Source organism: Kitasatospora gansuensis (genome assembly GCF_014203705.1).
GTDB classification, from domain to species: Bacteria; Actinomycetota; Actinomycetes; order Streptomycetales; family Streptomycetaceae; genus Kitasatospora; species Kitasatospora gansuensis.
Genome location: NZ_JACHJR010000001.1, coordinates 1146047 through 1169302 on the forward strand (window position 1 = coordinate 1146047; position 23256 = coordinate 1169302).

General features: G+C 72.4%; 6 protein-coding genes. All 6 read left to right on the forward strand.

The annotated features are described in order from the left end of the window. Positions 1-77: 77 nt before the first annotated feature. The 6 genes from F4556_RS05315 to F4556_RS05340 all read left to right on the forward strand — a co-directional run bounded on the left by F4556_RS05315 (position 78) and on the right by F4556_RS05340 (position 23213). On the forward strand, positions 78-299 hold the full coding sequence (locus F4556_RS05315; RefSeq protein WP_184912013.1) for an MbtH family protein: 222 nt from the start codon (positions 78-80) through the stop codon (positions 297-299). Between the two features lie 64 nt (positions 300-363). Further along, on the forward strand, positions 364-9825 hold the full coding sequence (locus F4556_RS05320; RefSeq protein WP_184912014.1) for a non-ribosomal peptide synthetase: 9462 nt from the start codon (positions 364-366) through the stop codon (positions 9823-9825). After that, positions 9822-20033, forward strand: a complete 10212-nt coding sequence (locus tag F4556_RS05325; protein WP_184912016.1) for a non-ribosomal peptide synthetase — start codon at positions 9822-9824, stop codon at positions 20031-20033. Before F4556_RS05320 ends, F4556_RS05325 begins: the two co-directional genes overlap by 4 nt. Further along, positions 20030-20413, forward strand: coding sequence for a nuclear transport factor 2 family protein (locus F4556_RS05330; protein WP_057239954.1), 384 nt, complete (start codon positions 20030-20032; stop codon positions 20411-20413). The genes F4556_RS05325 and F4556_RS05330 overlap by 4 nt, the downstream gene beginning before the upstream one ends. Before the next feature lie 32 nt (positions 20414-20445). Continuing rightward, complete coding sequence (locus tag F4556_RS05335; protein ID WP_184912017.1) at positions 20446-21507, forward strand: branched-chain amino acid aminotransferase; 1062 nt, start codon at positions 20446-20448, stop codon at positions 21505-21507. Between the two features lie 293 nt (positions 21508-21800). After that, a complete protein-coding gene (locus F4556_RS05340) occupies positions 21801-23213 on the forward strand; it encodes a family 2B encapsulin nanocompartment shell protein (protein ID WP_184912019.1) in 1413 nt (470 codons plus the stop codon). Positions 23214-23256: the final 43 nt, after the last annotated feature.

Below are 23256 nucleotides of genomic sequence, written 5' to 3' on the forward strand. Positions count from 1 at the left end.
CCCGAACGACCCGGAAACGCCAATAGCGTTTTCCCGTAAGCGAATTCGAAAGCCCCGACAAGTCCCAGGAGGACGAGATGAGCAACCCCTTCGAGAACGAGGACGGGCAGTTCCTGGTCCTGGTCAACCACGAGAACCAGCACTCACTCTGGCCCGCGACCATCGAGGTCCCGGCCGGCTGGAACACCGTGCAGGACGCTGCTCCCCGGGCCGCCTGCCTGGCTTACATCGAGGAGCACTGGACCGACCTGCGGCCCGCCAGCCTGATCGCCGGCAGCCCGTACGCCAAGAGTTCCTGACCGTCATTCATCCGCACGAGGGCGGGACCGCGTGAGGTCGAATGCCCTGGCTCCGGGAGGCCCGATGATTCCGCTGTCCTTTGCCCAGGCCCGCCTCTGGTTCCTCAACCAGGTCGAGGGGCCGAGCCCGACCTACAACGTCCCGCTCACCGTCCGACTGCGCGGCCCGCTCGACCGGGAGGCGCTGCGGGCCGCGGTCACCGACCTGACCGACCGGCACGAGGCGCTGCGCACCGTGTACGTGGAGCGGGACGGCAGCCCCTGGCAGCAGGTGCTCGACGGACCTTCGGTGGTCTGGTCGGTCGCCGAGTACACCCCGGAGGCGGTCCGCACCGCCGCCGGGCACGGGTTCGATCTGGCGGCCGAACTGCCGCTCCGGGCCCACCTGTTCGAGGCCGGTCCGACCGACCACACCCTGCTGCTGGTGCTGCACCACATCGCGGCCGACGGCTGGTCGCTGGACCCACTGGTACGGGATCTGGCGACCGCCTACCGCGCCCGCACCGCCGGCGGGGCGGCACCGGAGTGGGAGCCGCTGCCGGTGCAGTACTCCGACTACACGCTCTGGCAGCAGGAGCTGCTCGGCGCGGCCGACGACCCGGAGAGCCTGCTCGCCCAGCAACTCACCTACTGGCGCTCCGCGCTGGCCGAGCTGCCGGAGGAGCTGACCGTCCCGGCCGACCGGGCCCGTCCGGCCTCGCCGTCGTACCACGGCGAGGTGCTGGCCACCCGGATCGGCCCCGAACTGCACGGCCGGCTCAGCGAGTTCGCCCGTGGCAGCGAGGCAACGCTCTTCATGGTGGTGCAGGCCGCGCTGGCCGCCCTGCTGTCCCGGCTGACCGGGAGCACGGACGTACCGCTCGGCACGCCGGTGGCGGGGCGGACGGACCGCGAACTGGAGGACCTGGTCGGGTTCTTCGTCAACACCTTGGTGCTGCGCACCGACCTGTCGGGAGCGCCCAGCTTCCGGGAGCTGGTGGCCCGGGTCCGGGAGTCCGACCTGGAGGCCTTCGCCCACCAGGACCTGCCGTTCGAGCGGCTGGTGGAGGATCTCAACCCGACCCGCAGCCTGGCCAGGCACCCGCTGTTCCAGGTGATGCTGGTGCTCCAGAACAGCCCCGAGACGGCGGCCGACTTCCCCGGTCTGACGGTCGAGACCGAGGTCATCGACCTGGACGTGGCCAAGTTCGACCTGATCGTGGAGCTGGCCGAGGGCGCGGCGGGCGACGGCATCAGCCTGCTGATGAAGTACGCCACCGACCTGCTCGACCGGGAGTCGGTGGTCGCGCTGACCGACCGGCTGCTCCGGCTGATCGAGGCGGCCCTGACCGAACCCGACCTGCCGGTAGGGAAGTTGGACCTGCTGTCGGCGGCGGAGCGGCGGACGCTGGCGCTGGACTGGGCCGGTGCGCCCTCGCGGGTCTCGCCGGAGCGGACGGTGCACGAGCTGTTCGCCGAGCAGGCCGCGCTGGCGCCGGATGCGACCGCGCTCATCTTCGGCGACGAGCGGGTCAGCTACCGGGAGTTGGACGAACGGTCCACCCGGCTCGCGCACCACCTGGTCGCCGAAGGACTGCGGCGTGGCGACGTCGCGGGGATCTACCTGGAGCGTTCCGTCGAGCTGGTCACCGCCGTCCTCGCCGTCCTCAAAGCCGGCGGCACCTACACCATGCTCGACCCCGAGTTCCCGGTCGAACGCATCAACTCCCTGCTGACGAACACCCGCCTGGTGGTCACCCGTGCCGCGCTGGCCGGTCGCCTGGCCGCCGACGAGATCCTGATCGAGCCCGCCGCTCTGCAGTCCGCCACCCCCCTGCCGCCGATCGCCGGGCCGCTGGACGCGGCCTGCCTGATGTTCACCTCGGGCTCCACCGGCACCCCGAAAGGAGTCCTCTCCCCGCACCGGGCCGTCGTCGGCACCCTGCTCGGCCAGGACTTCGCCGCCCTCGACCCTCGGCAGACCTGGCTCCAGTGCTCCCCGGTCTCCTGGGACGCCTTCGCCCTCGAACTCTTCAGTCCCCTGCTCTCCGGCGGCACCTGCGTCCTGCAGCCCGGCCAGCGCCCCGAACCGGCGGCCGTCGCGGAGCTGGTGACCCGTCACCAGGTCACCTCGCTGCACGTGTCCGCCAGCCTGCTCAACTTCCTGCTCGACGAGTACCCCCAGACCTTCGCCGGCCTCCAGCAGGTGATGACCGGCGGCGAAGCGGCCTCCGTCCCGCACGTCATGCGCCTGGTGACCGAGTTCCCGCAGATCCGCCTGGTCAACGGCTACTCACCCGCCGAATCCATGATCTTCACCGTCGCCCACCACATCACCCCCGCCGACGCTTACCGCACCAGCATCCCGGTCGGCCGCGCCCTGCACGGCAAGCAACTCTGGGTCCTGGACGACCGGTTGGCCCTGCTCCCGCCCGGGGTAACCGGCGAGCTGTACATGTCCGGCCTCGGCCTCGCCCACGGCTACACCGCCCAACCCGCCCTCACCGCCGAACGCTTCGTCGCCAACCCGCACGCCACCAACCCCGGCGAGCGGATGTACCGCACCGGCGACCTGGTCCGCTGGCTCCCCGACGGCACCCTCGAATTCCTCGGCCGCGCCGACGACCAGGTCAAGATCCGCGGCTTCCGCGTCGAACCCGGCGAGGTACAGGCCGCGTTGACCGCCCACCAGGGCGTCCGGCAGGCCGCCGCCGTGGTCCGCGAGGACACCCCGGGCGACAAGCGCCTGGTCGCCTACGTGGTCACCGACCACCCCGTCGACCCGACCGCGCTGCGCGCCTTCGTCGCCGCCCGGCTCCCCGAGCACCTGGTGCCGTCCGCCGTGGTCACCCTGGACGCCCTCCCGCTCACCCCGACCGGCAAGCTCGACCGCCGGGCCCTGCCCGCCCCCGACCACACACCGCGCGAGACCGGGCGCCCGCCCCGGACTCCGCAGGAGGCCCAGCTCTGCGACCTGTTCGCCGAGATCCTGGGCTTCGACCGGGCCGGGATCGAGGACGACTTCTTCGAACTCGGCGGCCACTCCCTGCTGGCCGCTCGCCTGATCGCCCGAATCCGCTCCGCCGCAGGCGTCGAGCTGACTGTCCGAGACCTGTTCGAGGCGCCCACCGTGTCGCGCCTCGCCGAGCGAATCCGTGGCGCCCACAGGGCGCGAAAGGGGTCCTACGTCATGGAGCGTCCCGAAGAGATCCCGCTGTCTTACGCACAGCGCAGGCTCTGGTTCCTCAACAAGCTGGAGGGGCCGAACAGTACGTACAACGTGGCGCACACCATCCGGCTGCGCGGCCTGCTCGACGTGGACGCGCTGCACAGCGCCGTCTCCGACGTGGTGGGGCGGCACGAGGCGCTGCGCACCGTCTTCCTCGAGGTGGACGGCGAGCCGTACCAGCGGGTGGTGGCGCCCGGGGTGGCCCGGCCGATGGTGACGGTGCTGGACACCGACCCGGACGAGCTGCCGCTCGAACTCGACATGGCCTCCCGGCACTCCTTCGACCTGATGGTCGAACTCCCCATCCGCGCCCACATCTTCGCGGTCGGCCCGGAGGAGCACGTCCTGCTGCTGGTGATGCACCACATCGCCAGCGACGGCTGGTCGCTCGGCCCGGTGATGCGCGACCTGGCCACCGCGTACGGCGCGCGCTGCGACGGCGCCGCCCCGTACTGGGAGCCGCTGCCGGTCCAGTACGTCGACTACACCCTCTGGCAGCAGGACCTGCTCGGCTCGGCCGACGACCCGGACAGTTTGCTCTCCCAGCAACTCGCCTTCTGGCGCCAGGCGTTGGCCGACCTGCCGGAGGAGATCGCGCTCCCCGCCGACCGCAGCCGCCCCGCGCTGCCGACCAACCAGGGCCAGGTGACCACCGCCCGGCTCGGCGAAGGGCTGCACCGCCGACTGCTGGCCTTCGCCCGGGAGAACAACGCCACCCTCTTCATGGTGATGCAGGCGGCTCTGGCCGGGCTGCTGACCCGGCTCGGCGCGGGCACCGACATCCCGCTCGGCACCCCGACGGCCGGCCGCACCGACGACGCGCTGGAGGAGCTGGTCGGCTTCTTCGTCAACACCCTGGTGCTGCGCACCGACCTCTCCGGCGACCCGACCTTCCGTCAACTGGTCGCCAGGGTCAAGGAGACCGACCTGGACGCCTACGCCCACCAGGACGTGCCGTTCGAGCGCCTGGTGGAGGAGCTCAACCCGGTCCGCACGCTCTCCCGGCACCCGCTGTTCCAGGTGATGCTGGTGGTGCAGAACAACGCCGAGGCGAAGCTCCGGCTGCCCGGTCTGGACACCGAGATCGCGCCGGTCACCACCGACACCGCCAAGTTCGACCTGACCCTCGGCTTCACCGAGACCTTCGGCCCGGACCGCGAGCCGGCCGGTATCCGGGCGATGGCGGAGTACGCCACCGACCTGTTCGACCGCGCCTCGGTGGAGGTGATCCTGGACCGGCTGGTCCGGCTGCTGGAGGGTCAGCTCGCCGAACCGGACGTCCCGGTGGGCCGGCTGGAGATCCTCTCCGGCGACGAGCGGCAGGCCCTGCTGGTGGACTGGAACGACACCACCGTCGAGTTCCCGGCCGACCGCAGCGTGCACGAGCTGTTCCAGCAGCAGGCCGCCAGGCAGCCGGACGCCACCGCGCTGATCTTCGGCGAACAGCGGGTCAGCTACCGCGAGTTGGACGAGCGCTCGACCCAGCTGGCACACCACCTGATCGCCGGCGGCTTCCAGCGCGGCGACGTGGCCGGGGTCTACCTGGAGCGCGGGGTCGAGCTGGTGGTCGCGGTGCTGGCGGTGCTCAAGGCCGCCGGTACGTACACCATGCTGGACCCGGAGTTCCCGGTCGAGCGGATCGCCACCGTGCTGACCCACACCGACGCCCGACTGCTGCTCACCGTCGAGGAGTTGGCCGGCCGACTGACCGGCCCGCACCGCGAACTGGCCCTGGACACCGAGGCCGAGCTGATCGCCCGGCACCCCGTCACCGGCCTGCACGGCCTGGCCGACCCGGGCGACGCCGCCTGCGTGATGTTCACCTCGGGCTCCACCGGCGTGCCCAAGGGCGTGGTCTCCCCGCACCGCGCGATCGTCGGCACCCTGGTCGGCCAGGGCTTCGTGGACTTCGACCGGGCCCAGGTCTGGCTGCAGTGCGCCCCGGTCTCCTGGGACGCCTTCGCGCTGGAGCTGTTCGGCCCGCTGATGTCCGGCGGGATCTGCGTCCTGCAGCCCGGCCAGCGCCCCGAGCCGGCCGTCATCGCCGCGCTGGTGACCCGCCATCAGGTCACCTCACTGCACGTCTCCGCCAGCCTGCTCAACTTCCTGCTCGACGAGTACCCCCAGACCTTCGCCGGCCTCCAGCAGGTGATGACCGGCGGCGAAGCCGCCTCCATCCCGCACGTGATGCGCCTGGTGCACGGCTTCCCGCAGATCCGTCTGGTGAACGGCTACTCCCCCGCCGAGTCGATGATCTTCACGGTCTCGCACGAGATCACCCCGGCCGACGGCACCCGCCCGTCCATCCCGGTCGGCCGCCCGCTCGGCAACAAGCGGCTGTACGTCCTGGACGAGGGCCTCGGCCTGGTCGCCCCCGGTGTCACCGGCGAGCTCTACATGTCCGGCGTCGGCCTGGCGCACGGCTACGCGGGCCAGGCGGCACTGACCGCCGAACGCTTCGTGGCCTGCCCGTACGGCGACCCGGGCGAGCGGATGTACCGCACCGGCGACCTGGTGCGCTGGCGCGGCGACGGCATCCTGGAGTTCCTCGGCCGGGCCGACGACCAGGTGAAGATCCGCGGCTTCCGGGTCGAGCCGGGCGAGGTGCGGGCCACCCTGGCCGCCTTCCCCGGGGTCGGCCAGGCCGCCGTGCTGGTCCGCGAGGACCGGCCGGGCGACAAGCGCCTGGTCGCCTACGTGGTCACCGACGGCTCGCCCGAGGCCCTGGCGGTCGACGCGGCCGCCCTGCGCGGCCACGTGGCCGGCCTGCTGCCCGAGTACATGGTGCCCTCCGCGGTGGTCTTCCTGGACGCGCTGCCGATCACTCCGACCGGCAAGCTGGACCGCCGCGCCCTGCCCGCCCCCGACCACTCGCACCGGCCGCAGGGCCGCGAACCCCGGAACGCCCAGGAGGAGTTGCTCTGCGGCCTGTTCGCCGAGATCCTCGGCCTGGAGTCGGTGGGCATCGACGACGACTTCTTCGACCTCGGCGGCCACTCCCTGCTGGTCACCCGCCTGGTCAGCCGGCTCCGCTCGGTGCTCGGCGTCGAGATCGGCATCCGCGACCTGTTCCAGGCCCCGACCGTGGCCCGGCTCGGCAAGCGGGTGGACCGCGCCCAGCACGCCCGCCCGGCGCTCCGCGCGGTGGCCAGGCCGGAGCGGCTCCCGCTCTCCTTCGCCCAGCAACGGCTGTGGTTCCTCGGCCAGTTGGAGGAGCAGGGCTCGGCGTACAACGTCCCGGTCACCATCCGACTGCGCGGCGCGCTGGACACCCGGGCGCTGCGGGACGCCGTCTCGGACGTGGTGGCCCGGCACGAGGTGCTGCGTACCGTCTTCCAGGAGTGGGCGGGCGAGCCGTACCAGCGGGTGCTGGCCCCGGAGCAGGCCGAGATCCCGTGGCGCGAGCTGGCCACCGACGAGGCCGGGCTCTCCGGGCTGATCGCCGGGGCCGCCAACCAGGGCTTCGACCTGTCGGCCCAACCCCCGCTCCGGGTCCACCTGTTCCAGATCGACCCGGAGGAGCACGTGCTGCTGCTGGTGATGCACCACATCGCCAGCGACGGCTGGTCGATGGGCCCGCTGGTCCGCGACCTGGGCGCGGCGTACGCGGCCCGGAGCACCACCGGCGAGGCCCCCGACTGGCAGCCGCTGCCGGTGCAGTACGCCGACTACACCATCTGGCAGCAGGAGCTGCTCGGTGCGGCCGACGACCCGGGCAGCCTGATCTCCCAGCAACTCACCTTCTGGCGCTCGGCGCTGGCCGAGCTGCCGGAGGAGCTGACCGTCCCGCTGGACCGCCCCCGGCCGGCCGCGCCGACCAACCTGGGCGACGCGGTCAACGTCACCGTCGGCGCCGAGCTGCACGGACGGCTGCTCAGCTTCGCCCGGGAGAACCAGGCCACGCTGTTCATGGTGCTCCAGGCCGGTCTTGCCGCCCTGCTCTCCCGGCTCGGCGGCGGCACCGACATCCCGCTCGGCACCCCGGTCGCGGGCCGGGTGGACGAGGCCGCCGACGACCTGGTGGGCTTCTTCGTCAACACCCTGCTGCTGCGCACCGACGTCTCCGGTGACCCCGGCTTCCGCGAACTGGTGGCCCGGGTCCGGGAATCCGACCTGGACGCGTACGCCAACCAGGACGTGCCGTTCGAGCGGCTGGTCGAGGAGCTCAACCCGGTCCGTACGCTGGCCAGGCACCCGCTGTTCCAGATCATGCTGGTGGTGCAGAACAACAGCGCCGCCGAGCTGGTGATCCCCGGCCTGGCCGCCGAGATCGTCCCGGCCGGCGTGGACACGGTGAAGTTCGACCTCACGGTGGCCGTCACCGAACGCCGCGAGGAGGGTGTCCCGGCCGGGCTGCGGATCAACGTGGACTACGCCTCCGACCTCTACGACCGGGACACGGTCGAGGAGTTGGCGGCCCGCCTGGTCCGCCTGCTGGAAGGGGCGCTGGCCGCTCCGGAGCTGCCGGTCGGCCTGGTCGACGTGCTGTCGGCGGCGGAGCGGCGGACGCTGGCGCTGGACTGGGCCGGGGCACCCTCGCGGGTCTCGCCGGAGCGGACGGTGCACGAGCTGTTCGCCGAGCAGGCCGAGCGGGCACCGGGGGCGACGGCGCTCATCTTCGGTGACGAGCGGGTCAGCTACCGCGAGTTGGACGAACGCTCCACCCGCCTCGCGCACCACCTGGTCGCCGAAGGACTGCACCGCGGCGACGTCGCGGGCATCTATCTGGAGCGCGGCACCGAGCTGGTCACCGCAGTCCTCGCCGTCCTCAAGGCCGGCGGTACCTACACCATGCTCGACCCCGAGTTCCCGGTCGACCGCATCAACGCGGTGCTGGCCCACACCGGCGCCCGACTGGTCGTCACCCGCTCCACCCTGGCCGGGAAGCTCGACGCACCCGAGGTGCTGACGGACCGTCTGCCCGACCTCCCCACCACTCCCCTGCCCTCGATCGCGGGCCCGCTGGACGCCGCCTGCCTGATGTTCACCTCCGGCTCCACCGGCACCCCCAAGGGCGTGGTCTCCCCGCACCGGGCGATCGTCGGCACCCTGCTCGGGCAGGACTTCGCCGCCCTCGACCCCGGTCAGGTCTGGCTGCAGTGCTCCCCGATCTCCTGGGACGCCTTCGCCCTGGAGCTGTTCAGCCCGCTGCTCTCCGGCGGCACCTGCGTCCTGCAGCCCGGCCAGCGGCCGGAGCCGACCGTGATCGCCGCCCTGGTCCGCGAACACACCGTCACCACCCTGCACGTGTCCGCCAGCCTGCTCAACTTCCTGCTCGACGAGTACCCGCAGGTCTTCACCGACCTGCGCCAGGTGATGACCGGCGGTGAAGCCGCCTCCATCCCGCACGTGATGCGTCTGGTGACCGAGTTCCCGCAGATCCGCCTGGTCAACGGCTACTCACCCGCCGAATCCATGATCTTCACCGTCGCCCACCACATCACCCCCGCCGACGCCTACCGCACCAGCATCCCGGTCGGCCGCGCCCTCCACGGCAAGCAACTCTGGGTCCTGGACGCCCACCTGGGCCTGGTCGCCCCCGGCGTGACCGGCGAGCTGTACATGTCCGGTCTCGGCCTCGCCCACGGCTACACCGCCCAACCCGCCCTCACCGCCGAACGCTTCGTCGCCAACCCGCACGCCGGCCCCGGCGAGCGGATGTACCGCACCGGCGACCTGGTCCGCTGGCTCCCCGACGGCACCCTCGAATTCCTCGGCCGCGCCGACGACCAGGTCAAGATCCGCGGCTTCCGCGTCGAACCCGGCGAAGTCCGCACCGCCATCGGCAGGTTCCCCGGCATCAGCCAGTCGGCGGTGGTGGTCCGCGAGGACCAGCCCGGTGACAAGCGCCTGGTCGCGTACGTGGTCACGGACCGCCCGGTCGACCCGGCCGCCGTCCGCGCCTTCGTCGCCGAGCGGCTGCCGGAGTACATGGTCCCCTCGGCCGTCGTCCTGCTGGACGCGCTGCCGATGACCCCGACCGGCAAGCTGGACCGCCGCGCCCTGCCCGCCCCGGACCACACCGGACGAGCCGTCGGCCGGGGCCCCCGGGACGAGCGGGAGGAGAAGCTCTGCGGTCTGTTCGCGGAGATCCTCTGCCTGGAGACCGTCGGCATCGACGACAACTTCTTCGACCTCGGCGGCCACTCGCTGCTGGTCACCCGCCTGATCAGCCGGGTCCGCTCGGTGATGAGCGCCGAACTCACCATCAAGGCCGTCTTCGAGGCGCCCACCGTCGCCGACCTGGTCGGCCGTCTAACCACCGCCACCCGGGCCCGGCCGGCCCTGCGGGCCCGCACCAAGGAGGTCTCCTCGTGATCCCGCTCTCCTACGCGCAGACCCGGCTCTGGTTCTACGAGCAGATCGCGGGCACCAGCTCGGCCTACAACCTGCCCTACGCGCTGCGCCTGACCGGCGAGTTGGACACCGAGGCGCTCCGCCTCGCACTGACCGACGTGCTCGACCGGCACGAGGCCCTGCGCACCACCTACGGCGAGGCCGACGGTCAGCCGTTCCAGCGGGTGCTGCCCATCGAGGACGTCACCCCGGTCTGGACGGTCACCCCCTGCACCGAGCAGAGCCTCGGCGCCGAGCTCGCCGGGGCCTGCAACCTGGCCTTCGACCTCACCTCCGAGCTGCCGATCCGGCCGCACCTGCTCCAACTCGACGACCACGACCATGTGTTGCTGCTGGTGATGCACCACATCGCCACCGACGGCTGGTCGCTCGGGCCGCTGGTCCGCGATCTGGCCGCCGCCTACCGGGCCCGCCGCCGGGGCACCGCACCCGACTGGGAGCCCCTGCCGGTCCAGTACGCCGACTACACCCTCTGGCAGCACGAACTGCTCGGCACCGACGAGGACCCGGACAGCCTGCTCAGCCAGCAACTCACCCACTGGCGCGAGGCGTTGGCCGGACTCCCGGACGAGGTCGCGCTGCCGCTGGACCGCCCCCGCCCGGCCGTCCCCTCGCACAAGGGCACCGCCGTCTCGGCCGTCAGCACGCCGGAGCTGCACACCCGCCTGCTGGCCTTCGCCCGGGAGCGGAACGCCACCGTCTTCATGGTGGTGCAGGCCGCGCTCGCCACCCTGATGTCCCGGCTCGGCGCCGGCACCGACATCCCGCTCGGCTCGGCCACGGCGGGCCGCACCGACGAAGCCCTCGACGACCTGGTCGGCTTCTTCGTCAACACCCTCGTGCTGCGCACCGACCTCTCCGGCGACCCGGACTTCCGCGAACTGGTGGACCGGGTACGGGAGTCCGACCTCGCCGCCTTCGCCAACCAGGACGTCCCGTTCGAGCGCCTGGTGGAAGAGCTCAACCCGACCCGCAGCCTGGCCCGCCACCCGCTGTTCCAGATCATGCTGCTCGCCCAGCAGGCGGGCGAGGGCACCGGCGGCGGCCCGGACTTCGCCGAACTCACCGCCGCTCCCCTTCCGGTGGGCACCGACGCGGTGAAGTTCGACCTCACCCTGGCGATCGGCGAGTCCCATCGCGGCATCAGCCCGGCCGGGCTGCGGCTGAACGCCGACTACGCCACCGAGGTGCTGGACGGCGACTCGGTCCGGCGGCTGCTGGCCCAGCTGCTCCGGCTGCTGGACTCCGCGCTCGCCGCACCCGAACTGCCGGTCAGCCGACTCGACCTGCTCTCCGAGGCCGAGCGGCACACCGTCCTGGTGGAGTGGAACGACACCACCGTCCCGCTCCCGGACGGCCGGCCGCTGCCCGAGCTGATCGCCGAACACGCCCGCCGCACCCCGGCCGCGATCGCCGTCGAGCACGGACCTCAGCAGCTCACGTACGCCGAACTCGACACCCGGGCCAACCGCCTGGCTCACCACCTGATCGCCCGGGGCGCCGCCCCGGGGGTCCTGGTCGGGCTCTGCCTGGAGCGCGGCATCGACCGGATCGTCACCCTGCTGGCGATCCTGAAGACCGGCGCCGCGTACGTCACGCTGGACGCCTCCTACCCCGCCGACCGCCTCGCCTTCATCGCCGAGGACGCCGCGCTCTCCCTGCTGGTCACCGAACCCGGTCTGCTCGACCGGCTGCCCGCCACCTCCGCCGCCCTGGTGCTGCTCTCCGACCTGTCCGACGGTCAGGAGACCGCCCCCGTTGTCACCGTGCACCCCCGGGACGCCGCGTACGTCATCTACACCTCCGGCTCCACCGGCCGCCCCAAGGGCGTGGTCTGCGAACACGCCGGGCTGAGCGACCTGTGCGCCTGGAAGGTCCGGGAGTTCGGGATCGGCGCCGCCGACCGGGCCAGCCAGCTGTCCACCCCGGGGTTCGACTCCTCGGTGGTCGAGCTCTGGCCGGTACTCTCCGCCGGTGGCACCGCCGTCCTGCCCGACAGCCGCCTGCTGGAGGACGCCGAGGCCCTCACCCAGTGGATCGCCGACTCCGGCACCACGGTCTGCTTCATGCCGACTCCCCGGCTGGAGGCCGCACTTGACGATCTGACGGCCGAGCCGGGTGCCCTGCGCCTGATCTACGTCGGCGGCGACACGCTCCGCCGTTGGCCCGCGCCGGGCTCGCAGTTCCGCCTCTCCAACCAGTACGGGCCGACCGAGTTCACCGTCGCGGCCACCGCCGCCGACCTCGGCCCCGAACCCACCCCCGGCGCCCTGCCCCCGATCGGCGGCCCGGTCCACAACACCCACGCCTACGTCCTCGACCAACACCTCGCCCCCGTCCCGGTCGGCGCCACCGGCGAGCTCTACCTCGCCGGCGCCGGCCTCACCCGCGGCTACCTCAACCGCCCAGGACTCACCGCCGAACGCTTCACCGCCAATCCCTACGGCACACCCGGCGAACGGATGTACCGCACCGGCGACCTGGTCCGCCGCCGACCCGACGGACAGCTCGCCTTCGCCGGCCGAGCCGACCAACAGGTCAAAATCCGCGGCCTGCGCATCGAACTCGGCGAGATCGAAGCCCTGCTCACCCGCCACCCCGACGTCACCCAGGCCGCCCTCGACCTCTACCAGGGCCCCGGCGACCGCAAGGAGCTGGTCGCCTACCTGACCGGCAGTCAGCCGCTCGACCCGGCCGAGCTGCGCCGGCACGCGGCCCAGTGGCTGCCCGACTACATGGTCCCGACCGTGTTCGTACAGCTCGACGCCCTGCCGCTGACCCCGAACGGCAAGCTCGACCGCCGCGCCCTGCCCACCCCCGAACTCCCCGCCCGCCAGGCCGGACGATCCCCCCGGAACGCGCGGGAGGAGCTGCTCTGCGGCATCTTCGCGGACCTGCTCGGCCTGGAGACGGTCTCCGTCGACGAGAACTTCTTCGACCTGGGCGGCCACTCGCTGCTGGTCACCCGCCTGATCAGCCGGGTCCGCTCGGTGATGGGCGCCGAACTCACCATCAAGGCCGTCTTCGAGGCACCGACCATTTCCGAACTGGTCCACCAGCTGGTCACCGAAGGCGATCGGCGCCCCGGCCTGCGTCGCACCGACCGGGACTCGGCCATCCCGCTGTCCCCCGCGCAGGCCAGGCTCTGGTTCTACGAACAGGCCCAGGGAGCCGGCAGTACGGCATACAACTTCCCGTACGCGATCCGACTCCAGGGTGAACTGGACAGCGCCGCCCTCCAGTTGGCCCTGGACGACGTGATCGCCCGGCACGAGACGCTGCGCACCACCTACCAGGAGATCGACGGCGAGCCCCGGCAGCGGATCGTACCGGCCGAGGCGGCCCACCCCGGCTGGACCTTCGGCCGCTGCGCCGAACCGGACCTGAGCGCCGAGCTGGCCCGGGCCTGCAACGTCCCCTTCGACCTCGCCACCGACCTGCCGATCCGGCCGTACCTGCTCCAACTGGCCCAGCAGGAAAAGGCACAGCAGCAGCACGTCCTGCTGCTGGTACTGCACCACATCGCCACCGACGGCTGGTCGCTCGGCCCGTTCACCCGGGACCTGGCCACCGCCTACCGGGCCCGCCGGGACGGGGCCGCACCCGACTGGCAGCCACTGCCGGTCCAGTACGCCGACTACACCCGCTGGCAGCACGAACTGCTCGGCACCGACGAGGACCCCGAGACCCTGCTCTCCCGTCAACTCGCCCACTGGCGTGAGGCCCTGGCCGGACTCCCGGACGAGGTCACGCTCCCGCTCGACCGCCCCCGCCCCGCCAAGCCGACCCACCAGGGCGCGGCGGTCACCCTGACCAGCTCACCCGAGCTGCACGCCCGGCTGCTGGCCTTCACCCGTGAGCAGCACGCCACCCTCTACATGGTCGCCCAGGCGGCGCTGGCCGCGCTGCTCTCCCGGCTCGGCGCCGGCACCGACATCCCGCTCGGGTCCGCCACGGCCGGCCGCACCGACGAAGCCCTGGACGACCTGGTCGGCTTCTTCGTCAACACCCTGGTCCTGCGCACCGACGTCTCCGGCGACCCGGGCTTCGGCGAACTGGTGGACCGGGTACGGGAGTCCGACCTCGCCGCCTTCGCCAATCAGGACGTCCCGTTCGAGCGCCTGGTGGAGGAGCTCAACCCGGCCCGCAGCCTGGCCCGCCACCCGCTGTTCCAGATCATGCTGCTCGCCCAGCCGACCGGCAGCGGCGGTCAGGGGCCGGAGTTCACCGGCCTGGCCACCGAGCCCGTGCCGGTGGGCACCGACGCGGTCAAGTTCGACCTCACGCTCGCGGTGACCGAGACCCAGCAGGACGGCGCCCCGGCCGGGTTGCGGCTGAACGCCGACTACGCCACCGAGCTGCTCGACCAGGACACCGTGACCCGCCTGCTCGGCCAGTTCCTCCGCCTGCTGGAGGCCGCGCTCGACGACCCCGCCCTGCCGGTCAGCGGCCTCGACCTGCTCTCCGCGGCAGAGCGGCAGACCGTGCTGGTGGACTGGAACGACACCGCCGTGGCCTTCCCGACCGACCGCCGGGTGCACGAGGTGATCGCCCGGCACGCCCGGCTGACCCCGACCGCGACCGCCCTGGAGTGCGGCCCGGACCGGCTCAGCTATGCCGAACTCGACGCCCGAGCCAACCAGTTGGCACACCACCTGATCGGCCGGGGCGTCACCCCGGGCGCCCTGGTCGGGGTCTGCCTGGAGCGCGGCACCGCCCAGGTGGTCACCCTGCTGGCGATCCTCAAGGCCGGTGCCGCGTACGTCCCGCTGGACGCCTCCTACCCCGCCGAGCGGCTGGCCTTCATCGTCGAGGACGCCGCGCTGACCCTGGTGGTCACCCAGGCCGAACTGGCCGACCGGCTGCCCACCACCCCGGCCGTCCTGTTCGGCGCCCAGACCGGCCCGGACACCGCACCGCCGGTGACCGTGCACCCCCGGGACGCCGCGTACGTCATCTACACCTCCGGCTCCACCGGCCGCCCCAAGGGCGTGGTCTGCGAGCACGCCGGCCTGAGCAACCTGGCCGACTGGATGATCCACGAGTACGGGCTGACCGCCGCCGACCGCTCCAGCCAGCTCGCCACCCCGGGGTTCGACTCCTCGGTGATGGAGCTCTGGTCGATCCTCTGCGCGGGCGGTACGGCCTGCCTGCCGACCCCCCATCTGCTGGACGACGCCGAGGCGTTGACCCAGTGGGTGGCCGACAGCGGGATCACCGCCTGCTACATGCCGACCCCCCGGATGGAGGCCGCCCTCGACGATCTGACCGCCAACCCCGGTGCGCTGCGGCTGATCTACCTTGGCGGGGACACGCTGCGCCGCTGGCCCGCGCCGGGCGTCCCGTTCCGGATGTCGAACCAGTACGGGCCGACCGAGTTCACCGTCACCACCACCGCGGCCGACCTCGGCCCGGAGCCGAGCCCGGGCGCCCTGCCGCCGATCGGCCGGCCCGCCGCCAACACCCGGGTGTACGTCCTGGACGGGCACCTCAACCCCGTGCCGGTCGGCGCGGTCGGCGAGCTCTACCTCGCCGGGGCCGGTCTGACCCGGGGTTACCTCAACCGGCCGGGACTGACCGCCGAACGCTTCGTCGCCTGCCCGTACGGCGCGCCGGGCGAGCGGATGTACCGCACCGGCGACCTGGTCCGGCTCCGGCCCGACGGACAGCTCGCCTTCGGCGGGCGGGCCGACCAGCAGGTCAAGATCCGCGGTCTGCGGATCGAACTCGGCGAGATCGAGGCCCTGTTGACCCGCCACCCGGAGATCACCCAGGTCGCCCTGCTGGTCCGCGAGGACCGCCCCGGCGACAAGCGCCTGGTCGCCTACCTGACGGCCGGTCAGCAGCTCGACCCGACCGAGCTGGCCCGGTACGCCGCCCAGTGGCTGCCGCAGTACATGGTGCCGTCCGCCTTCGTGCAGCTCGACCGGCTGCCGCTGACCCCGAACGGCAAGCTCGACCGCCGCGCCCTGCCCGCCCCCGAACTCCCCACCGGCGAGGGCGGACGCGAGCCCCGGGACGAACGGGAGCGGGTGCTCTGCGCGATCTTCGCGGAGGTGCTCGGGCAGCCGGCCGTCTCCATCGACGACAGCTTCTTCGACCTCGGCGGCCACTCCCTGCTGGTCACCCGGCTGATCAGCCGGGTCCGCACCGCGCTGGGTGCCGAACTCACCATCCAGGCCGTGTTCGAGGCACCCACCATCGCCGACCTGGCCGGCCGGCTGACCGGCGAGACCCGCCCGGCACTCCGCCCGGTCGAGCGCGACGCGGCCGTCCCGCTGTCGCACGCGCAGCACCGGCTCTGGTTCCACGAGCAGATCCAGGGTCCCGGCCCCGCCTACAACCTGCCCTACGCACTGCGCCTGACCGGCGAGTTGAACACCGAGGCGCTCCGGCTCGCACTGACCGACGTGCTCGACCGACACGAGGCCCTGCGCACCACCTACGGCGAGCTCGACGGCGTACCCCGGCAGCGGGTGCTCCCGGCCGGCGCCACTCCGCACTGGACCTTCGCGGACTGCGCCGAACCGGACCTGGACGCCGTCCTGGCCGAGGCCTGCGGCCATGTCTTCGATCTGACCTCCGACCTGCCGATCCGGCCTTTCCTGTACCGACTCAGCAACCACGACCACGTGTTGCTGCTGGTGATGCACCACATCGCCACCGACGGCTGGTCCCTCGGCCCGCTGCTCCGCGACCTCGCCACCGCCTACCGGGCCCGCCGCACCGCCACCGCACCCGACTGGCAGCCGCTCCCGGTCCAGTACGCCGACTACACCCTCTGGCAGCACGAACTGCTCGGCACCGACGAGGATCCCGAGAGCCTGCTCAGCCGCCAACTCGCCCACTGGCGAGCGGCCCTGGCCGGACTCCCGGACGAGGTGCCGCTGCCGCTGGACCGCCCCCGCCCGGCCAAGCCGTCCTTCCGGGGCGCGGCCGCCACCGTCACCAGCAGCCCCGAACTGCACGCCCGGCTGCTCGCCTTCACCCGCGAGCAGCACGCCACCCTCTACATGGTCGCGCAGGCCGCCCTCGGCGCCCTGCTGGCCCGGCTCGGGGTGGGCACCGACATCCCGGTCGGCTCGGCCACGGCGGGGCGGACCGACGAAGCGCTGGACGACCTGGTCGGCTTCTTCGTCAACACGCTCGTACTGCGCACCGACGTCTCCGGCGACCCGACGTTCCGTGAACTGGTCGGCCGGGTACGGGAGTCCGACCTCGCCGGGTACGCCAACCAGGACGTCCCGTTCGAACGGATCGTCGAGGAGCTCAACCCGACCCGCAGCCTGGCCCGCCACCCGCTGTTCCAGATCATGCTGCTCGCCCAGCCCCCCGGCGAGGGCCACGGCGCCGCCTTCCACGGGCTGACCACCAGCCCCGTCGCGATCGGTACCGGCGCCGCCAAGTTCGACCTCACGCTGGCCGTCGCCGAGACCCGCCAGGACGGCGCCCCGGCCGGCCTGCGGCTGAACGCCGACTACGCCACCGACCTGCTCGACCACGAGACGGTGACCCGCCTGCTCGGCCAGTTCCTCCGCCTGCTGGAGACCGCGCTCGCCGACCCGGAGCTGCCGGTCAGCCGCCTCGACCTGCTCTCCGAGGCCGAGCGGCACACCGCCCTGGTGGACTGGAACGACACCGCCGTCCCGGCCGCCACCGACCGGCCGGTGCCCGAGCTGATCGCCGAACACGCCCGCCGCACCCCGGACGCGATCGCCCTGGAGCACCAGGACCGACGCCTGACCTACGCCGAACTCGATGCCCGGGCCAACCGCTTGGCGCACCATCTGATCGACCGCGGCGTCACCCCCGGCGCCCTGGTCGGGGTCTGCCTGGACCGCGGCACCGAGCTGATCACCACCCTGCTCGCGGTCCTGAAGACCGGTGCCGCGTACGTCCCGCTGGACGCCTCCTACCCCACCGAGCGGCTCGCCTTCCTGGTCGAGGACGCCGCCCTGACCCTGGTGGTCACCCACCCCGAGCTGGCCGACCGCCTGCCGGACGTACCGCTCGTCCTGCCGGGCCACCCGGAAGGGCCCGACACCGCACCCCTGGTCGCGATCCACCCCCGGGACGCCGCGTACGTCATCTACACCTCCGGCTCCACCGGCCGCCCCAAGGGCGTGGTCTGCGAACACGCCGGCCTGAGCGACCTGTGCGCCTGGATCACCGGCGAGTACGGCGTCACCGCCGCCGACCGCGCGAGCCAGCTCGCCACCCCGGGCTTCGACGCCTCGGTGATGGAGCTCTGGCCGGTGCTGACCGCCGGTGGCACCGCCGTCCTTCCGGACACTCAACTACTCGACGACGCCGAGGCGTTGACCCGCTGGGTGGCCGAGGCCGGGATCACCGCCTGCTTCATGCCGACCCCTCGCCTGGAGGCCTCGCTCGACGACCTGACCGCCGACCCCGGCGCGCTGCGCCTGCTCTACCTGGGCGGTGACACGCTGCGCCGCTGGCCCGCGCCGGGCGTCCCGTTCCGGATGGTCAACATGTACGGGCCGACCGAGTTCACCGTCGCGGCCACCGCCGCCGACCTCGGCCCCGAACCCACCCCCGGCGCCCTGCCGCCAATCGGCGGCCCGGTCCACAACACCCACGCCTACGTCCTCGACCAACACCTCGCCCCCGTCCCGGTCGGCGCCACCGGCGAGCTCTACCTCGCCGGCGCCGGCCTCACCCGCGGCTACCTCAACCGCCCAGGACTCACCGCCGAACGCTTCACCGCCAACCCCTACGGCACACCCGGCGAACGGATGTACCGCACCGGCGACCTCGTCCGCCGCCGACCCGACGGACGGCTCGCCTTCGCCGGCCGAGCCGACCAACAGGTCAAGATCCGCGGCCTGCGCATCGAACTCGGCGAGATCGAAGCCCAGTTGGCCCGCCACCCCGACGTCACCCAGGCCGCCCTGGACGTCCGGGAGGACCGGCCCGGCAGCCGGCGTCTGGTCGCCTACTTGACCGGCAGTCAGCCGCTCGACCCGGCCGAGCTGCGCGCCTTCGCCGCCGAGCAGCTGCCCGACTACATGGTCCCGGCCGCCTTCGTGCAGCTCGACGCGCTGCCGCTGACGCCGAACGGCAAGCTCGACCGCCGCGCCCTGCCCACCCCCGACCTCCCCACCCGGCAGGCGAGCCGGGTGGCCCGGAGCGCTCAAGAGGAACTGCTCTGCGGGATCTTCGCCCAGGTGCTCGGGCAGCCGGAGGTGGGCATCGACGACAACTTCTTCGACCTCGGCGGCCACTCCCTGCTGGCCACCCGCCTGGTCAGCCGGATCCGCTCCGCACTCGGCGCCCGGCTCAGCCTGCGGGCCCTGTTCGAGGCGCCGACCGTGGCCGAACTGGCCGAACGTCTGGACTCCGGCGAGGAGTCGGACTCGCTGGCCGTCCTGCTGCCGCTCCGGCCGCGCGGCTCGCGGACCCCGCTGTTCTGCGTCCACCCGGCCGCCGGCGTGAGCTGGGTGTTCTCCGGGCTGATCGGCACGCTCGACCCCGAGCAGCCCGTGTACGGGCTCCAGTCCCGGGCGTTCGCCGACCCGGAGGCGGCGCCCGCGAGCATCGAGGAGATGGCCAAGGACTACCTGGAGCAGATCCGCCAGGTCCAGCCCACCGGCCCGTACCAGCTGCTCGGCTGGTCGTACGGCGGCGCGGTCGCCCACTCGATGGCGGTCCAGCTCCGGGCGGCGGGCGAACAGGTCGCGCTGCTGGCGATGCTGGACGGCTACCCGCCGATCCCGGCCCAGCTCCGGGACTGGTCCCCGGAGGACGGCGAGACGCTGGCCGCCCTGCTCAACACCCTCGGCTACCCGCTGGACGGCTACCGGGACGGCCGGCCGACCCCGGCCGAGTACCGGGAGGCGGTGCACCGCGCCGACGGCCCGCTGGCCGGGCTCGAGGCGGAGCTGCTGGCCGCCCTGCCCCGGGTGTTCGCGGGCAACCTCAACCTGCTCGCCGACCACCAACCCGGCTACTTCGACGGCGAGTTGCTGTTCTACCTGGCCACCGCCGACCGCCCGGCCGACGCCCCGGACCCCGCCGTCTGGCAGCCGTATGTCGGTGGCGGGCTCACCGTGCACCCGATCGACTGCGCCCACGCCTGGATGACCGGCCCCGCGCCGCTCGCCGCCATCCGCCCCACCCTCACCGCCGCCCTTGGAGACCCCCGATGACCACTGCCCCGCCCGCCACCGAGAGCGCCTTCGCCGTCCAGGTGGTCCGCCGCTTCTACGAGTTGGTCGACCGCGGCGACGCCCCCGGCCTGGCCGCGCTGTTCGCGCCGGACGCCGAGTACCGCCGCCCCGGCTACGGGCTGATGACCGGACCCGAGGGCCTGCTCGGCTTCTACGGGCGGGACCGCACCATCCGCGCGGGCAACCACACCCTGACCACCGTGCTCGCGGACGGCCCGACGGTCGGCGTCTTCGGCGAGTTCCACGGCGTGCTGCACTCCGGCGAGCCGGTCGACCTGCGCTTCGCCGACAGCTTCACCGTCCGCCCCGACGGGCTGTTCGCCACCCGCGACACCTACTTCTTCGCTCCGCTCGTCTGATCCCCCCTCAACTCTCGACAAGGAGTCCCATCATGACCACCACCCTCGAGCCCACCACCCAGGTCGTCGCCAACCCCGGCCACGGCGAGTCCTTCACCGAGCACATGATCAGCATGGAGTGGAACGAGCAGGACGGCTGGTCCACCCCCGAGCTGACCCCCCTGCAGAACCTCTCCATCCACCCCGGCATGATCGGCCTGCACTACGGCCAGGTCGCCTTCGAGGGCCTCAAGGCGCACCGCCGGGCCGACGGCTCGATGGGCGTCTGGCGCTCCGCCGACCACGCGCTGCGGTTCCAGCGCTCCTGCGCCCGGCTGGCCATGCCGGAGCTCCCGGCGGACGTCTTCGTCTCGGTGATCGACCAGCTGATCAACGCCGACCAGGGCAGCCTGTCCGACGACCCGTCACACAGCATCTACATCCGGCCGATGATGTTCGGCACCGACACCTCGCTGATGCTGCGGCCGTCCCGGACCTACCGCTTCCTGCTGATGGCCTTCGTCGCGGGCGGCTTCTTCGGCGAGAACACCGAGTCGGTCTCGGTCTTCGTCAGCCACGACTACGTCCGGGCCTTCCCCGGCGGCACCGGCAATGTGAAGATCGCGGGCAACTACGCCCCGTCCTTCCTGGCCCAGCGCGAGGCGGAGGCGGCCGGCTGCCAGCAGGTGGTCTGGCTGGACGCGGTGGAGCGGCGCTACCTGGAGGAGATGGGCGGGATGAACATGTTCCTGGTCCGCGGCCAGGGCGCCGACGCCCAGGTGATCACCCCTCAGCTCACCGGCACCCTGCTGCCCGGCGTCACCCGCAACACCATCCTGACCCTGGCCGAGCGGCTCGGGCACCGGGTCGGCGAGGAGCGGATCACCCTGGAGCAGTGGCGCCGCGAGTGCGCCGACGGCACCATCTCCGAGGTCTTCGCCTGCGGCACCGCCGCCGTGGTCACCCCCGTCGGCAAGGTCCGCGACCGGGACGGCGACTGGACCATCGGCACCGGCACCCCCGGCCCGGTCACCCGCGCCCTGCGCACCGCCCTGACCGACCTGCACCACGGCCTCGCCGCCGACCCCGCGGGCTGGCTGCACGCCACCCGCTGACGGCACGAGAAGAGGCGGGTCCGGGCACTCCCGGACCCGCCTCTTTTCGTTCGGACACGTTCTTGAGCAGAAAATTCCACTGATAAGCACATGATGGCCATTCTTCACCTGATCAGGCGAGCGGACGGGCGGTCTCGGGCTTCCGGCCGCGCTGACGATCTAGTGTCGTGGATGACCGGGGAGCAGGGTCGGCACCGTTGCTGACACCGCCAACCCCGGTTTATCTACGCATATTTGACGACCTGTCAGGACGACAGGCGGTCCGCCGTGACCACATGAAGGAGACCCGGCAGATGTCCGTGGACGCAAGCCTGGAGACCACTCAGGCGCAGGAGAAGCAGCTGAGCCTCGGCACAGCCGCCGCGCGCAACCTCGCCACCACGACCAAGTCCGCCCCGCAGATGCAGGAGATCACCTCCCGCTGGCTGCTCAAGGTGCTTCCCTGGGTGCAGACCGCCGGTGGCGCCTACCGGGTCAACCGCCGCCTGACGTACACGGTCGGGGACGGCCGGATCGACTTCATCAAGACCGGTTCCGAGGTCCGGGTGATCCCGGCCGAGCTGGGTGAGCTGGCGCTGCTGCGCGGGTTCGACGACCCGGACGTGCTGGTCGCGCTGGCCGGGCGCTGCGTGCAGCGCGAGTTCCGGGCCGGCGAGGTGCTGGCCGAGCTCGGCGAGCCGATCGACCAGCTGCACCTGCTGGCGCACGGCAAGGTCAGCCGGGCCGGCCTGGACGCGTACGACGCGCCCACCCAGCTCGGCGTGCTGGCCGACGGCGACCGGTTCGGCGAGCAGAGCCTGACCGACGACACCGCGCTGTGGGACTACACGGTCAAGGCCGTCACCAACGGCACCGTGCTCTCGCTCTCCCGAGCCGACTTCCAGACCATCCTGGACGCCTCGCCGTCGCTCCAGGCGCACGTGCAGGAGTTCCTGACCCTCCCTCAGCAGCGGCAGAACGAGCTGGGCGAGGCGGAGATCGCCCTCTCGGCCGGCCACTGGGGCGAGGTCCAGCTGCCCGGTACCTTCGTCGACTACGACGCCACCCCGCGCGAGTACGAGCTGAGCGTCGCGCAGACCGTGCTCCGGGTGCACACCCGGGTCGCCGACCTGTACAACCAGCCGATGAACCAGACGGAGCACCAGCTCCGGCTGACCGTCGAGGCGCTCCGCGAGCGCCAGGAGCACGAGCTCATCAACAACCCCGAGTTCGGCCTGCTGAACAACACCGACTTCAAGCAGCGCCTGCAGACCCACTCCGGCCCGCCCACCCCGGACGACCTGGACGAGCTGCTCAGCCGCCGCCGGGACACGGACTTCCTGCTGGCCCACCCGCGCACCATCGCCGCCATCGGCCGGGAGTTCAACTCCCGCGGCCTGTACCCGGACCACGTGGACCTGCACGGCTCCAAGGTGCCGTCCTGGCGCGGCGTGCCGATCCTGCCCTGCAACAAGATCCCGGTCAGCAAGGACCGCACCAGCTCCATCATCGCGATGCGGACCGGTGAGGAGAACCAGGGCGTGATCGGTCTGCACCAGACCGGCATCCCGGACGAGTACCAGCCGAGCCTGTCGGTCCGCTTCATGGGCATCGACGAGAAGGCGATCATCTCCTACCTGGTCACCGCCTACTACTCCGCCGCCGTCCTGGTGCCGGACGCGCTGGGTGTGCTGGAGAACGTCCAGATCGCCAACGGACGCGACTAGTCCACCGGTTGAGCTGGTCGTCGGGCGGTCCGGCCGTGGCCGG

Excerpts from the sequence above, each read along its gene's own strand:
- F4556_RS05335 (WP_184912017.1), top strand. The coding sequence starts at position 20,446 with ATGACCACCACCCTCGAGCCCACCACCCAGGTCGTCGCCAACCCCGGC.
- F4556_RS05320 (WP_184912014.1), top strand. The coding sequence starts at position 364 with ATGATTCCGCTGTCCTTTGCCCAGGCCCGCCTCTGGTTCCTCAACCAG.
- F4556_RS05340 (WP_184912019.1), top strand. The coding sequence starts at position 21,801 with ATGTCCGTGGACGCAAGCCTGGAGACCACTCAGGCGCAGGAGAAGCAG.
- F4556_RS05330 (WP_057239954.1), top strand. The coding sequence starts at position 20,030 with ATGACCACTGCCCCGCCCGCCACCGAGAGCGCCTTCGCCGTCCAGGTG.
- F4556_RS05315 (WP_184912013.1), top strand. The coding sequence starts at position 78 with ATGAGCAACCCCTTCGAGAACGAGGACGGGCAGTTCCTGGTCCTGGTC.